Genomic DNA, 14,149 nt, shown 5'->3' with positions numbered 1-14,149 from the left:
AAACGCAGCATTATGTTTAAAAAAGTAATTCATCGACCGGTATTTGCTATTGTCATATCGGTTGTCATTCTATTTATCGGGGGACTGGCGATCAAGCAGCTTCCCACCGAACAATTTCCGAAGATCGCACCGACCACGGTAGCGGTTTCCATTGCCTATCCCGGCGCCAGTGCGGATGTGTTAGTCAAATCTTCGCTGATTACCTTAGAAAATGCCATCAATGGGGTGCAGGGCATGCGTTACATCGCTACAGACGCAACCAGTGCCGGCGAGGCCACCGTCAACGTGATCTTTGATCCGGGAACGGATCCCAACGATGCGGTGGTGCTGGTCAAAACCAGGGTGGATCAGGTGATGCCCCTCCTGCCTGAACTGGTGCAAAAGGAGGGGGTGATCGTCAATCCGATCCAGCCCAGTATGTTGATGTATGTCAACCTGTACAGCAGCAGCAAGAGTATGGACGAAAAGTTTCTGTACAACTACGCCACGGTTAATATCATTCCCGAAATCAACCGGATCCATGGAATCGCCAAATCTCAGATCTTGGGTAGCCGGCGCTATGCCATGCGGATCTGGTTAAATCCCGACCGTATGCGGGCCTACAACTTATCGGTGGATGAGGTGATGAAAGCGATCGGGGAACAAAGTATCATCGGCCGGCCGGGCCGACTGGGACAGAGCTCGGGTATCGCTGCCCAGTCCCTGGAATATGTATTGACGTATAAAGGACAGTACAATCAACCCGAAGAGTACGAAAATATTATAGTTCGCGCGAATTCGGAAGGGGAGAATATCAAACTCAAAGATGTCGGCAAAGTCGAACTGGGCAGTGAATTTTTTGATATCTACTCCAATCTGGACGGACATCCTTCGGCTTCCATTGTGCTCAAACAGAATTATGGGAGCAATGCCAATGATGTCATCAAAGATGTCAAAGCGAAGCTGGCAGAGATGAAGGGCAATTTCCCTCCGGGCATAGACTATAAGATCAGCTATGATGTATCGCAGTTTTTGGATGCCTCGATCGAACAGGTAATGCATACCCTGCGCGATGCCTTTATCCTGGTAGCCATTGTGGTGTTTATTTTTCTTGGTGACTGGCGCTCTACCCTGATCCCGATCATTGCGGTGCCAGTGTCGTTAATAGGTACATTCTTTGTCATCCAGTGGTTCGGCATGTCGATCAATTTGGTCACCCTGTTTGCACTCGTTCTGGCGATCGGAATTGTCGTGGACAATGCCATTGTCGTAATCGAAGCTGTGCACGCCAAGATGGAGGAGAGCACGATCTCACCTTACAGTGCCGTCAAGGAAGTGATGGCCGAAATTGCAGGTGCGATCATCGCCATCACGGCGGTCATGGTGGCGGTATTTATTCCGATTTCTTTTATGACAGGCCCCGTGGGGACGTTCTACCGTCAGTTTTCAATTACCATGGCGAGTTCCATTGTGATATCGGCCGTGGTGGCACTGACACTCACGCCGGTGCTCGCAGCGATGCTGCTGAAAAATAACCATGGAAAGCCCAAAAAAGCCAATCTATTTACCAAATCACTCGATGCCTTTAACCGCACTTTCGATAGGTTAACGGGGTCTTATGCTTCCTTTCTCCGGAAAATCGCCAGCCGTAGGGTCATCACCTGGGGGATTTTAATCGCCTTCTGTGTGGGAACTTTCCTGATCAATAAAACGCTTCCGGGTGGTTTTATTCCGAGTGAGGATCAGGGAACGATCTATGCCATTATCCAGACGCCACCTGGATCGACACTCGAACAGACCAATAAACTTTCCAGAGAGCTCCAGAAGATCTGTCAGGGTGTGGATGGGGTCGAGTCTGTCTCTTCCCTCGCTGGTTATGAGATCATGACGGAAGGCCGTGGTTCGAATGCCGGGACCTGTCTGATCAACCTGAAGACCTGGAGTGAGCGCGAGCATGGTGTGAAAGAGATCATGGAGGAGCTTGAAGAAAAGTCAAAAAACCTCGGGGCGACCGTAGAGTTTTTCGAACCGCCGGCAGTGCCCGGTTTCGGATCTTCGGGAGGTTTCTCCATGCGCTTACTCGATTTGAATAGAACTACAGACTACCAGGATTTCGATAAGGTCAACAAAGCTTTTATTGCTGAACTGAAAAAACGCAAGGAGCTGACCGGTGTCTTTACCTTCTTTGCTGCCAATTACCCGCAATATGAATTGGTGTTCGACAATAATGCCGCCATGCAAAAAGGGGTCTCCATCGGTAAAGCCATGGACAACCTCAATATCCTGATCGGTAGTACCTACGAACAGGGCTTTATCCGCTTTGGCCAATTTTTCAAAGTGTATGTGCAGTCATCACCCGAATTTAGAAGGCTGCCTTCGGATATCTTGAACCTGTATGTCAAAAATGACCATGATCAGATGGTGCCTTATTCGGCCTTCATGACCTTGAAAAAAACACAGGGGCCCAATGAGATCACGCGTTACAATATGTACAACTCTGCTGCGATCCGCGGGCTCCCGGCTAATGGCTACACAACGGCCGATGCCATTCATGCGATCAACGAAACTGCCCTTGCTACCTTGCCGCATGGCTATAAAGTGGCCTGGGAGGGATTGTCCTATGACGAGGCACAGCGTGGAAATGAAGCGATTTACGTCTTCCTGGTCGTATTGGTCTTTGTCTACCTGGTATTAGCCGCGCAATACGAGAGTTTTATCATTCCCTTTGCGGTATTGTTGTCACTGCCGGTCGGGGTGTTTGGTTCATTTTTCCTATTGAAAGCCATGGGCCTGGAGAACGACATCTATGCACAGGTCGGTTTGATCATGATCATCGGTTTATTGGGTAAAAATGCCGTACTGATCGTCGAATTCGCCGTCAAGCGCCGCCAGGCTGGGGATTCGATCCTAGAAGCGGCCATCGAGGGCTCACGGGCACGGTTCAGACCGATTCTGATGACTTCCTTTGCCTTTATTGCCGGACTCGTACCGCTGGTCTTTGCAAGTGGTGCCGGAGCCATCGGAAACCATACCATCGGTGCTTCTGCATTGGGCGGTATGCTTGTCGGAACAATCTTTGGCGTGATCGTCATTCCTGGACTCTACTACATATTTGCAAAATTGGCCGACGGAAGAAAGATGATCCAATCCGAAGACGATTCACCTTTAAGCGAAGACATGATACATTATGAATAAGAATAGAATATATCAATATACGGGTTTCGCGCTTTTCTTGCTTAGTTTTGCGGCCTGCAAACCCTTGGAAATACAACAACGTGCCGAAAACAGAACGGTACCGGAACAATATGGGGGAGCACACGGCGACTCCTTAAATACGGGAAAAATTAAATGGAACAGTTATTTCAATGATCCGCATCTACAGGGGCTAATCGGTCTGGCACTGGCCAACAATCAGGAGCTTCATATTATGCTGCAAGAGATCGAAATGGCCAAAAATGAGGTCAGTGCTAAAAAAGGAGAATATTTACCTTCGGTAGGCGTCAAGGTAGGTGCCGGTGTGGACAAAGTGAGCCGATACACCAATATTGGCGCTATGGAGAAGAATACGGAAATCGAACCGGGAAGGGAAATGCCCGAACCGCTGTTTGATTTTGGCGTCGGTGTACAGGCCAAGTGGGAAACGGATATCTGGGGCAAACTGCACAATGCGACCAAAGCACAGCTGCAACGCTATTTTGCCAGCGTCGAAGGGAAGAACTTTATGGTGACGCATCTGATCTCCGAAATTGCGGATGCGTATTATGAGCTCCTGGCCCTGGATAATGAGCTGCTGGTCATCAATGAGAATGTGAAGATCCAAAATGATGCCCTCACGGTAGTCAATGACCTGAAAAAGAATGCCCGGTCCAATAAGCTCGCAGTGAAAAGATTCGAGGCGCAGATCCTGAAAACACAGGGCATGCAATATGATATCAAACAGCAAATAACCGAAACAGAAAACAGGATCAATTACCTGGTTGGACGTTTTCCGCAGCCGGTGGAAAGGGATCACGAAGCTTTTGACAAGCTTGTTCCACAAACTGTCTACACGGGTATCCCTGCTGATCTGCTGGAAAATAGGCCGGATATCAAGCAGGCGGAATACGAACTGGCGGCTTCCAAACTGGATATCAAATCGGCGAAAGCGCGTTTTTATCCTTCCTTGGATATTGCTGCCGGTGTGGGCTTGCAGGCTTTTGATCCGACCTATCTCATTAAGCCGGAGTCTTTTCTGTCTTCACTTGTCGGCGAACTGACTGCTCCCCTGATCAACAAGAGGGCGATCAAAGCGGCGTATTACAATGCCAGCGCAAGACAGGTGCAGGCAGTATATCATTATGAGCAAACTATACTGGGGGCTTATATCGAAGTGGCCAACCAGCTTTCCAAAATTAAAAACCTGGAGAATGGGCTGGCAATCAAGAGCAAGGAAGTGGATGCGCTCAAAGAATCCATAGACATCTCCAATGATCTGTTTAAATATGCGCGGGCGGATTACATGGAGGTGTTGCTGACGCAACGCGATGCCTTGGAATCCAAATTTGAACTGGTGGAAAAGAAAGCTAGTCAGCTCAAAGCCAGTGTCGCGATATATAGATCTCTTGGTGGCGGCTGGGATCGTCAATAATATAATTTTTGTTTTTTACTTGTTAGGGACTTATCGTATGGTAAGTCCCTTTTTTGTCTGACATTTAATCATCGAGACCGATGAAAGCTCCCTCGGTGGTAAATTTTAAGTCCAGGTCATTGGACAAGTCGATTTGGTAACCATAGGGTTCTTTGTCAATCCCTTCAATAAATAACGGTGCAGGGTATTGCTTGGTGACATGGTCCAATATGGGTGAAGGAATTAATGCATCAGGTAGTTTTTGATTATTCCCGTCGATATCGGTCCAGTTGCCATCTTTGTCCAGGTCGATCTCGATGCCGTTGGTCAACCTCACCTCATACAGGGTACCATCGGTATCAGGTAGATTTTTGCGGGTGACGCGGGCGACAGCATTGCTTACAAAATAGGAATCAAGGATTGCTTTGCCTGCCTGCGGCAATTCGGCATAGCTAGTCGCTGTCTCAATCGGATCATCTTTGTCACATGCCGTAAATGTCAATGCGCTGCCTGTCATCAGGACAGCGGCTAACCAGGTTAATTTCTTCATGTTTGCTATTTTACAAAGTTCTATTACATCTGTTGTTGACTTCTTTTTTGTCGTCCAGGCTGTCTTAAGCTTGGAAACAGAAAACGCCACAGGGTAAAGTTTCAGATAGATTCTGGAAACATTTGGGAAAGAAGGGAATTGTCGGGGTTGTTTTTCGAAACGTGGGTAACTGGTGCAAACTATTTTTGCCCTGTACTGTCTTCTATTAAAAAAGATTATGGAAAAATCTTATCTTCAAACGGTCGCCCGCTATGGCTTAGGTGCTTTTTTAATCGTGGCAGGAATCGGGCACCTCACTTTTGCCCGAAAGGAATTTCAGGCGCAGGTGCCGGATTGGGTACCGATCTCTAAAGACGATACGGTGGTTTATTCCGGTTTTGCTGAAATTGCCCTGGGCAGTGCCCTGATTTTGGCAAAGGGCAAACAGCGCTCAAAGGTCGGTAAAATTGCGGCTGCTTTTTTTGTTGCCGTGTTTCCTGGAAATATCGCTCAGTATCAAAACCAGCGTGATGGTTTTGGATTAGATACCGACACAAAGCGGCTCGCCCGTTTGTTTTTTCAACCGGTATTGATCGCTTGGGCATTAAAAAGTACATGTAAAAGAAAATAGGATACTGAAACTGATGGAAAATTTAGAAGTATGGATGCGTGGACCAATCGCCGGGATTCCGGATCTCTTGCAGCCGGTGGCACATGCATTAATGCAAGCGGGGGAGGATACGGCAAAATATACCCGGCAGCTATCGCCTGAGCAGCTTTGGGCGCGTCCCTGTGGAAATGCCAGTGTCGGATTTCACCTGCTGCATATCCGCGGTGTGATCGACCGCATGTTTACTTATGCGGCAGGGCAATCGCTTTCCGCAGAACAGTTTGATTATCTCCGACAGGAAAGCATCGTGGATATGGAGCTGGATGTGGTTGCTTTGGTCCAAAACTTACGGCTGCAGATCGAAAAGGCCTTACAAATCTTAGCTTCTGTTGATCCCGGCACGTTGACCGAGGAGCGTTTTCTGGGGCGCAAGCGCATTCCAACAACGTTGATCGGCCTACTGTTTCATGCTGCCGAACATGCACAACGCCATGTCGGACAATTGCTGGTCACCGCGCGCTGTCTGAAATAAGAGCTTCGCGAGCAGACTTGGAATGCCCCGATTTGTGTGGGGTGTTAGCCCTGTATATGCATCAGCAATACCTGTCATGCGTGGTGACAGATGCCCGTGATGTAGATCAATGCGTTAATATGGGGTAATAGAAGGCCCTGAACTGTCTAAGGATTAATTTGTAAATTCGTATACTTGTAAGATTCCGGCGGGAATTCGTAGCAATATACCCCCGCATCAAATAAACTGAGTATATGCAGATACTATTGGTTGAAGACGATCGTCGTATAAGTAGCTTTGTGATTAAAGGGCTCGAGGAACTTGGGCACCAGGTCATTTTGGCAGAATCAGCTGAAGCTGCACGGGAATGGACCAATGTGGAGTCTCTAGATATCGTGGTGCTGGATATTATGTTGCCCGGCATTGATGGGATCCAGTTTACGAAGATGCTGCGCTACCGCAAAAACCATATTCCAATTTTAATTATCAGTGCGCTGGGCGAAATAGATGATAAGGTGGAAGCTCTGGATAGCGGTGCCGATGATTATCTCGTCAAACCTTTTTCGTTTAAGGAGCTGGTGAGCCGCATCAAAGCTTTGGTCCGTAGGGAAAACTATAAAATGACGGCAAATGAAGGCAGCATCGCAATTCGGGATCTGAAAGTGGATCTGGACCGATACGAAGTCTATAAGGGTGTCCAACCGGTCGATCTCTCGCCAAAAGAATTTAAGCTGTTTAAATTTCTGATCGAAAACCGCAATAAGACCCTTTCGCGTACGGCGATACTGCAGGCCGTCTGGGGGATCGATTTTGATAATAACACAAATGTCGTGGACGTGTATGTTTCTTATCTGCGTGGTAAAATTGATGATGGAGCTGATATATCCCTGATCAAGACGGTCAAAGGGGTAGGGTATATGCTCAAAACGGATTGACCATGAATTTAAAGACAAGACTTACACTTTTTACTTCGTTGGTCTTCACGATCATTTTTGGGCTTGCAACGGTGGTTATCTACTGGATTTTTTACAACTCATCCGAACGACATCTGATCAGCTCGCTTGAGAAAAATGCCAAGATAGCGGGAATCTATTACCTGGAGGCGGATGAACAGAGTCCGCTAAAGCACCAGGAATCTAAAAACCAATATGAGAGCCTGGTCAAACGGGCCATGGTGGCTGTCTATAATGCGGATGGTCAAGTGAATTATGGGGGTATGCGAAATGACAGTCAAATCGATCAACATCTGCTGACCCGGCTAAAATCGGAGAAAACAATTTATTTTAAAACAGACGATAGCTTTTATTTTGGCTTGTATTACCCCGATAACCAAGGTGATTTTTTTGTCTTTGTGAAGGAGTCAAATGCGGATTTCGACCATCAGTTAAACCGCCTGTTATTTACGCTTATTATGGTGTTTCTTGTGGCATTGATCAGTATTGTCTTGCTATCGGTCTGGCTGAGCAAATATGCCTATCTCCCCATTCGCAAGGTGATTGCGGAAATTCGCGATAAGGATTTAAATACGATCCAGGAGCCCCTGACGGTCATCAGGACGAAGGATGAATTACAGGATCTGATCGAAAGTTACAATGCACTCCTGCGTCGGATCAGTGAAAATATGATTATCCGAAAGAATTTTGTGAGCTATGTCTCCCATGAGTTTCGTACACCTTTGGCCGGTATTCTGGGATCCATGGAGGTTTTTGGAACAAAAGCACGCAGTCAGCAAGAGTATCAGGAGCTGGCGGCGACCATTACCGAACATGTGAATTTTCTGAATCACCTGATCGGCAATTTTCTATTGCTGACAGAAGACCAGGCGCTGAAACGTTCCATGGAGGTCTTTCGCATAGACGAAGTGGTGTGGGAACTGGTGCCTAAGTTTGCCCGAACATTTACCGTACCCTTGAAAGTAGATCTACAGGTGGACGACCCGCAGTATTTTAATTTCCGTGGCAATCGGATGCTCATTACCCTGTCGATCTCCAACTTGGTTGAAAATGCGCTCAAATATGCGGATGGAAAGGAAGTAATGGTACAACTGCTGGCCCTCAATGGACGCTTATCCCTGCAGATCGTAGATCATGGAATTGGTATCCCCGCGGCCGAGCTCGAGGCCGTGAAGCAGACCTTTTACCGTGGATCGAATGTCGGCAATGTAAAGGGGAGTGGCATAGGGCTCTCTTTCGCACAGATTGTCTTTAAAGACCAGGGGGTAGCCTTTGATATTTATTCAGATGATAGGGGAACGAGGGTATCGCTGCTCTTTCCAAAATTCTAATCTTTCTCTAATCTTTTCTAATCAAACTTTAATTTAGGCTAAAGTTGTCTGTAATCCCTCACGCTTAGTTTTGTGGAAATACAAAATAAAGTGAGAAAAATAGGCATAGTATTCATTATTCTTCTTGGGCTGAACAGCAAACTATGTGCACAGGAAGTGGCTGAAAACCGCTTGCAAAAATCGGAGATAGAAGAGGTATTCCTAGTGCATAACTTAAGCTTGATGGCACAGCGTTTTCAGCTAAAGCAGGCTGAGGCTGCGGTATTGCAGGCGAAATTATGGCCCAACCCCAATATTTCAATCAGTGAGGTCAATCTCTGGAAAAACTCTTCCAGCGAATCCCTGCCTGCTTTGATCGGAAACTATGGGCGACACCAACAGGTGCAGATTGAACTGGAGCAGACGATTGAACTGGCCGGCAAAAGAAAAAAGCGAGTACAGCTGCAGCTTCTGGAGAAGCAGAATGCGCAACTTCAGTTTGAGGAATTGCTGCGAAATCTGAAATATGACCTCCGAAGCCAATGCCTGGACTTACAGGTGCTCCAGGAGAAAGAACGGCTGTACGCCAATCAGGTCGATATCTTCCATAAGCTGGCACAATCGTACCAAAACCAATGGAAAGCAGGCAATGTCAGCGAAATGGACTACCTCAGGATCCAGAGCGAGACGATCGCCTTTGGTAATAAATTGAATGAAATCCAGCAGGAGAAAATTGCAAAAATGAACGATGTTGCACGCTATCTCGGGGCGAAAGGCAAGGTGCTTTCCATTGCGGACACATTAGGTAGTCCTGCTTTTATTGCAAACAGACGAGATGAATGGAAAATCATGGCGCTGGATAATCGCAGCGATTATAAAATCATCCACAATGAATTTAAGAAAGGCCAGGCCCAGCTGGACATAGAGAAAGCAGAACGGGTGCCGGATCTGAAGGTCTCCCTGAATTATGACCGGGGTGGTAACATTATGCGCGATTTTGTGGGGGTGGGCGTGGCCATGGATCTGCCGTTGTTTAATAGAAACCAGGGAAACATCAGGGTCGCCACGTTGGAACTGGAAAAGAATAAGGTTGAAATCGAGCAGTTCCGCATCGATATTGAGCGGGAGATCGATTTTCTTTCATCGCGTCTCAGCAATCTGGAAGCGAGTTTGAAATCTACAGACAATGGATTTGACGGTCAGCTGGATGTGGCCCTGGAACGCTATGTCCGCAATTTTCAGGAACGCAGGCTGACCATTGTTGAATTTATAGACTTTATCAATAATTATATGGAAAATAAAGAATCACTATTGGAGCGAAGGGCTAAATACTTACAGTACAGGGAGGAACTAACCTATTTAGTTGGAAAGGATATTGTCCAATGAAAGCTAATTTTTTATTGCCGTTGATGCTTTTGTCTATTTGTCTACTGCCGGGCTGTCAGTCAACACAAAAGGAGGAGCAACAGGCTGTTGGCACTACAGGTTTTTGCCTAAATGAGGATTTCAAACGCCATATTAAAATTGATTCGATCCAAAAGCGGGATGTGTCCGAACAGATTGCCCTCAACGGTGCAATCCAATACAACCAGGATGAACTCGCAGCCTTAAAGAGTCCAATCCAGGGCATGGTACAGGCTGTCGCTGTCAATATGGGCGATTATGTCGAAAAGGGGCAGCTGCTGGTAACGCTCAAGGGGACTTCGGTCAATGATCTGGGCAAGGAACTCCGTGAGCTGGAAAACAATAAGCGCCTGGCGGAAAGCAAAGTGAATAATATGCGCAGCATGCTCCAGGATGGGATGGCCTCACAGCGGGAGCTGGAAGAGCTGGAAAGTGAACTGAAAGCAGTGCAGATTGGGATCCAATATGTGAAAGCCAATATGAAACTGTTGAACGGTTCATCGGAAAATGGTGTTTTTTATATCCGCGCACCCAAAGCGGGTTATATCGTCGATAAAAAGGTGAGCCCGGGAATGACGGTGGGTGACGATACGGACTTAGTGTCCATCAGCAACCTGAATGAGGTCTGGGTAACGGTAAATATTTATGCAAATAACTTGCCCTTCGTCAAAAATGGGGCGCATGTAAAGATCACGACCCTGGCTTATAAAGGCGAATATTTTGAAGGCTATATCGACCAGGTGGCCAACTTTTTTGATCCCGAAGAGCGTGTGGTCAAAGCGCGGGTCAAGCTGCTCAACAAGGATTTAAGACTAAAACCGGGCATGAGCGTGGATGTTTTGGTCGAGAAAGGGACCGCAGGGCAGAAGCAACCCTTGCTGGCAATACCCAAAGATGCGGTTATCTTGCATAACAACCAGAATTATGTGGTGATCTATAAAAGCGACTGTGACCTGTCCGTAAAAGCTGTCGATATCATTTCGGAAAATGAAAGTTACGCCTTTGTCGAAACAGGATTGGAGGCGGGAGACCGCGTGCTGACCGAAAATGAACTGATTGTATTTGACGAATTGATGAATAGATAGGATGAAGAAAGTTGTACAAAATATCGTTTCATTTTCACTGAAACATTCACTGGTGGTGCTGTTTTTTACGCTGGCCTTATTGTTCGGCGGAATTTATGCGTACCTGCATACACCGATTGAAGCTTTCCCGGATGTGACCAATACACGCGTTCGGATCATCACGCAATGGCCGGGGCGCAGTGCCGAAGAAATTGAGAAATTCGTTACGCTGCCCGTCACCAAGGAGATGAATACCATCCCGAAAAAGACGGATGTTCGGTCCATCTCGCTTTTTGGGCTGTCTGTCGTGACGGTGCAATTTGAGGATGCTGTGGAAGACTTCTACGCACAGCAGTATGCGGGTAATAAGATGCGCTCCATTGATCTGCCGGAAGGGGCCGAAAGCTCCATCGAACCACCTTCGGGGGCCACAGGGGAAATCTTCCGCTATGTGATCAAGAGCAACTTGCCGATCAAGGAGGTCTCTGCGATTCAGGACTGGGTGATCGAACGGGAACTCGTCGGGGTGCCGGGGGTAGCGGATGTCGTGAGCTTTGGTGGTGAGGAAAAGATTTATGAAATAAAGATCAATCCAACGGAACTGGCCAACTACAACCTTTCACCATTGGATGTGTATGAAGCGGTATCGCGTTCCAATATCAATGTGGGGGGAGATGTGATACAAAAAGGTAACCAGGCTTATGTCGTGCGTGGTGTGGGACTGCTGGATAAAATAGATGATATTGGCAATATTTTGATCAAAGTGGTGGGCAACACGCCCATTTTGGTCAAGCATGTGGCTGAAATAGAATTGGGTGCCAAGCCGCGGCTGGGGCAGGTGGGGCTCAATGAGGACGATGATCTGGTACAGGGCATCGTCATTATGCTCCGGGGTGAAAACCCATCGGCGGTAGTAACGCGGCTGAAAGAAAAAATTGAGGAATTGAACGGCCGTATCTTGCCGGAAAATGTCAAGATTGAACCGGTCATCGACCGCACAAAATTGGTGAACAACACCGTGCATACCGTGTCAAAAAACCTGATTGAGGGGGTTATCCTGGTGTCAGTCATCGTCTTTATCTTTTTGAACAACTGGAAAACGACTTTTATTGTCGCCTCAGTGATTCCATTGGCCTTTCTGTTTGCGATTATCTTATTGAAAATTCAAGGGCTGCCGGCGAATCTGATTTCCATGGGGGCACTGGACTTTGGGTTGCTGCTCGAAGGGACGCTGGTCATCGTGGAGACGGTTTTTGTCTCCCTGGAAAAGGAGGCGCACCGGCTTGGTACGGCCCGCTTCAACAAGGTATCCAAACTGGGGATCATTAAAAAAAGCGCGGGTTCGGTGGCGGGGTATATCTTTTTTGCCTTACTGATACTGATTGTCGCACTGACACCGATTTTCTCTTTTCAAAAGGTGGAAGGAAAGATGTTTTCACCTTTGGCTTTTACCCTCGGCTATGCCCTGCTGGGCTCCCTGGTCCTGAGTCTGACCTATGTGCCTGCAATGTGTAAGTATCTGCTGAAGACGAATATCAAAGAGGATGAAAATAAAATAACCAGGGTCAGCCGAAAGGTAATTTTTAGTGGGTTCAAAAAGGCTTTTGATCATCCGAAATGGACCTTGGCACTTTTTGGACTGGTGCTGGTTGTTTGTATGGTGCGCTTTAGCCATTACGGTTCGGAATTCCTGCCCAAGCTCAACGAAGGTGCCATTTATGTCCGTGCGACCTTGCCTAATAGTGTCAACCTGGAGGAATCGGTCAAGTTGACAAAAACAATGAAAACCAAATTGATTAAGCAGTTTGATGAGATTGATTTTATTATGACGCAGACGGGCCGGCCCAATGACGGAACGGATCCGACCGGATTTTTTAATATCGAATTTAACATTGAACTGAAGCCCGAAGGGGAGTGGAAGCGGAAGATACCCAAGGAAAAATTGATCGCTCAGATGCGGGATAGCCTACAGACCTTTCCGGGGATTAATTTTGGGTTCAGCCAGCCGATTCAGGATAATGTGGAGGAATACGTGGCCGGTGTGAAAAGCCCGCTGGTAATCAAGATTTTTGGTGAAAATCTGCAGGATCTGGAAAATAAAGCAAATAGCTTTGCCCAATCGCTTAAGAAGGTGGATGGCGTCACGGATGTGAATGTGTTCAAAAATATCGGCTTACCAGAACTACGGATTCAGCTGCACGATTCGAAGATGGCAAAATATGGTGTGTCCACCAAGGATGTGCAGTCGGTCATAGAGATGACAATCGGGGGGCAGTCCGTGACGCACTTTTACGATAATGAGCGCATCTTTGATGTGCGCCTGCGCTTTCAGAAACAGTATCGGGACAGCCCCGAAAAGATCGGAAACATCATTATCCCGACGATGAACGACCAGAAGGTACCGCTGCGGGAAATCGCAACCATCGACTATCACACTGGACCGGCATTTATCTATCGCGACGGAAATTCCCGTTACATCGGTGTCGGATTTAATATTGAAGGCAGGGATCTGGGCAGTACCATCGCAGATGCGAAAAAACAGGTCGCGGCTGACGTTAAGTTGCCCAAGTCATACAAGGTTGTCTGGGCCGGTGAGTTTGAAAGCAAGGAAAGGGCCACCAAACAGCTGATGAACGTGGTACCGGTTTCCCTGTTATTGATCTTGCTCTTGCTCTACGCCAATTTTGGCAATCTTAAAGATACGCTGATCTCCTCCCTGACGCTTGCCTTTGCATTTATCGGCGGGTTTGTTTCCCTGTGGATGACGGGGACGACATTCGGGATCTCGGCGGGTATCGGTTTTATTATTCTATTTGGCGTGGCAACGATCGATGGAATTGTCTTAATAGGCGTCATGAAGGAAAACCTGCTGCACAAGATGGGCTTGAAACCTGCTATTTATGAAGCGGTAAAAAGCCGGATCAGACCGATCTTAATGATTGCACTCATGGGGGCAATGGGTTTATTGCCTGCAGCACTGTCCAATGGCATGGGATCTGAAATCCAGAAACCCTTGGCCATTATGATTGTCGGTGGATTGATTATCTGTATGATCCTTTCCTTTTCCATTCTGCCCATCGTATTCTACTTGGCTTACAAAAAGGAAAATAAAGATTAAGTACCCATTTTTTATTCATTATATACTTGACAAAGGTTGCCTGTCCTATCGGACAGTGCAGCCTT

Annotated in this window: 10 protein-coding genes; 9 read left to right on the top strand and 1 reads right to left on the bottom strand. The window is 47.2% G+C overall.

Features of this window, described 5'->3' with window-relative positions; translation table 11 throughout:
- Window positions 1-12 precede the first annotated feature (12 nt).
- Complete coding sequence (locus tag ABTV71_RS21450) at window positions 13-3,174, top strand: efflux RND transporter permease subunit (protein WP_433900993.1); 3,162 nt, start codon at window positions 13-15, stop codon at window positions 3,172-3,174.
- A complete protein-coding gene (locus tag ABTV71_RS21445) occupies window positions 3,167-4,606 on the top strand; it encodes a TolC family protein (protein WP_433900992.1) in 1,440 nt (479 codons plus the stop codon). Before ABTV71_RS21450 ends, ABTV71_RS21445 begins: the two co-directional genes overlap by 8 nt.
- A 64-nt stretch (window positions 4,607-4,670) precedes the next feature.
- Here the strand turns inward: ABTV71_RS21445 and ABTV71_RS21440 are convergent, their stop codons facing one another.
- Window positions 4,671-5,135 carry a PepSY-like domain-containing protein gene (locus tag ABTV71_RS21440; protein ID WP_433900991.1) on the bottom strand — a complete coding sequence of 155 codons (465 nt, stop codon included), beginning with the start codon at window positions 5,133-5,135 and terminating at the stop codon, window positions 4,671-4,673.
- Window positions 5,136-5,352: 217 nt separating this feature from the next.
- Here ABTV71_RS21440 and ABTV71_RS21435 point away from each other — a divergent pair, with 217 nt between their 5' ends.
- The 7 genes from ABTV71_RS21435 (at window position 5,353) to ABTV71_RS21405 (ending at window position 14,084) form a co-directional block, all read left to right on the top strand.
- The gene (locus tag ABTV71_RS21435; RefSeq protein ID WP_121122550.1) at window positions 5,353-5,745 is read left to right on the top strand and encodes a DoxX family protein; all 393 of its coding nucleotides are present in this window, start codon (window positions 5,353-5,355) and stop codon (window positions 5,743-5,745) included.
- A 13-nt stretch (window positions 5,746-5,758) separates the two neighbouring features.
- Window positions 5,759-6,256 (top strand): DinB family protein, encoded by a 498-nt coding sequence (locus tag ABTV71_RS21430; protein ID WP_433900990.1) that lies wholly within the window; start codon window positions 5,759-5,761, stop codon window positions 6,254-6,256.
- Between the two features lie 233 nt (window positions 6,257-6,489).
- Window positions 6,490-7,170, top strand: a complete 681-nt coding sequence (locus ABTV71_RS21425; RefSeq protein WP_433900989.1) for a response regulator transcription factor — start codon at window positions 6,490-6,492, stop codon at window positions 7,168-7,170.
- A gap of 2 nt (window positions 7,171-7,172) precedes the next feature.
- Window positions 7,173-8,519, top strand: coding sequence for a sensor histidine kinase (locus tag ABTV71_RS21420; protein WP_433900988.1), 1,347 nt, complete (start codon window positions 7,173-7,175; stop codon window positions 8,517-8,519).
- A 90-nt stretch (window positions 8,520-8,609) separates the two neighbouring features.
- Window positions 8,610-9,884: a TolC family protein gene (locus tag ABTV71_RS21415; RefSeq protein ID WP_433900987.1), complete on the top strand. Its 1,275-nt coding sequence runs from the start codon at window positions 8,610-8,612 to the stop codon at window positions 9,882-9,884.
- Window positions 9,881-10,987 carry an efflux RND transporter periplasmic adaptor subunit gene (locus tag ABTV71_RS21410; protein WP_433900986.1) on the top strand — a complete coding sequence of 369 codons (1,107 nt, stop codon included), beginning with the start codon at window positions 9,881-9,883 and terminating at the stop codon, window positions 10,985-10,987. The genes ABTV71_RS21415 and ABTV71_RS21410 overlap by 4 nt, the downstream gene beginning before the upstream one ends.
- 1 nt (window position 10,988) lies before the next feature.
- A complete protein-coding gene (locus tag ABTV71_RS21405; protein WP_121122538.1) occupies window positions 10,989-14,084 on the top strand; it encodes an efflux RND transporter permease subunit in 3,096 nt (1,031 codons plus the stop codon).
- Window positions 14,085-14,149 lie beyond the last annotated feature (65 nt).

Source organism: Sphingobacterium puteale (assembly GCF_050986225.1).
Lineage (GTDB): Bacteria > Bacteroidota > Bacteroidia > Sphingobacteriales > Sphingobacteriaceae > Sphingobacterium > Sphingobacterium puteale.
This window is presented reverse-complemented; position numbering and strand designations above follow the sequence as displayed.

Coding starts and splice junctions, on each gene's coding strand:
- ABTV71_RS21435 (WP_121122550.1), top strand. CDS start 5,353: ATGGAAAAATCTTATCTTCAAACGGTCGCCCGCTATGGCTTAGGTGCT.
- ABTV71_RS21425 (WP_433900989.1), top strand. CDS start 6,490: ATGCAGATACTATTGGTTGAAGACGATCGTCGTATAAGTAGCTTTGTG.
- ABTV71_RS21410 (WP_433900986.1), top strand. CDS start 9,881: ATGAAAGCTAATTTTTTATTGCCGTTGATGCTTTTGTCTATTTGTCTA.
- ABTV71_RS21420 (WP_433900988.1), top strand. CDS start 7,173: ATGAATTTAAAGACAAGACTTACACTTTTTACTTCGTTGGTCTTCACG.
- ABTV71_RS21450 (WP_433900993.1), top strand. CDS start 13: ATGTTTAAAAAAGTAATTCATCGACCGGTATTTGCTATTGTCATATCG.
- ABTV71_RS21405 (WP_121122538.1), top strand. CDS start 10,989: ATGAAGAAAGTTGTACAAAATATCGTTTCATTTTCACTGAAACATTCA.
- ABTV71_RS21445 (WP_433900992.1), top strand. CDS start 3,167: ATGAATAAGAATAGAATATATCAATATACGGGTTTCGCGCTTTTCTTG.
- ABTV71_RS21430 (WP_433900990.1), top strand. CDS start 5,759: ATGGAAAATTTAGAAGTATGGATGCGTGGACCAATCGCCGGGATTCCG.
- ABTV71_RS21440 (WP_433900991.1), bottom strand. CDS start 5,135: ATGAAGAAATTAACCTGGTTAGCCGCTGTCCTGATGACAGGCAGCGCA.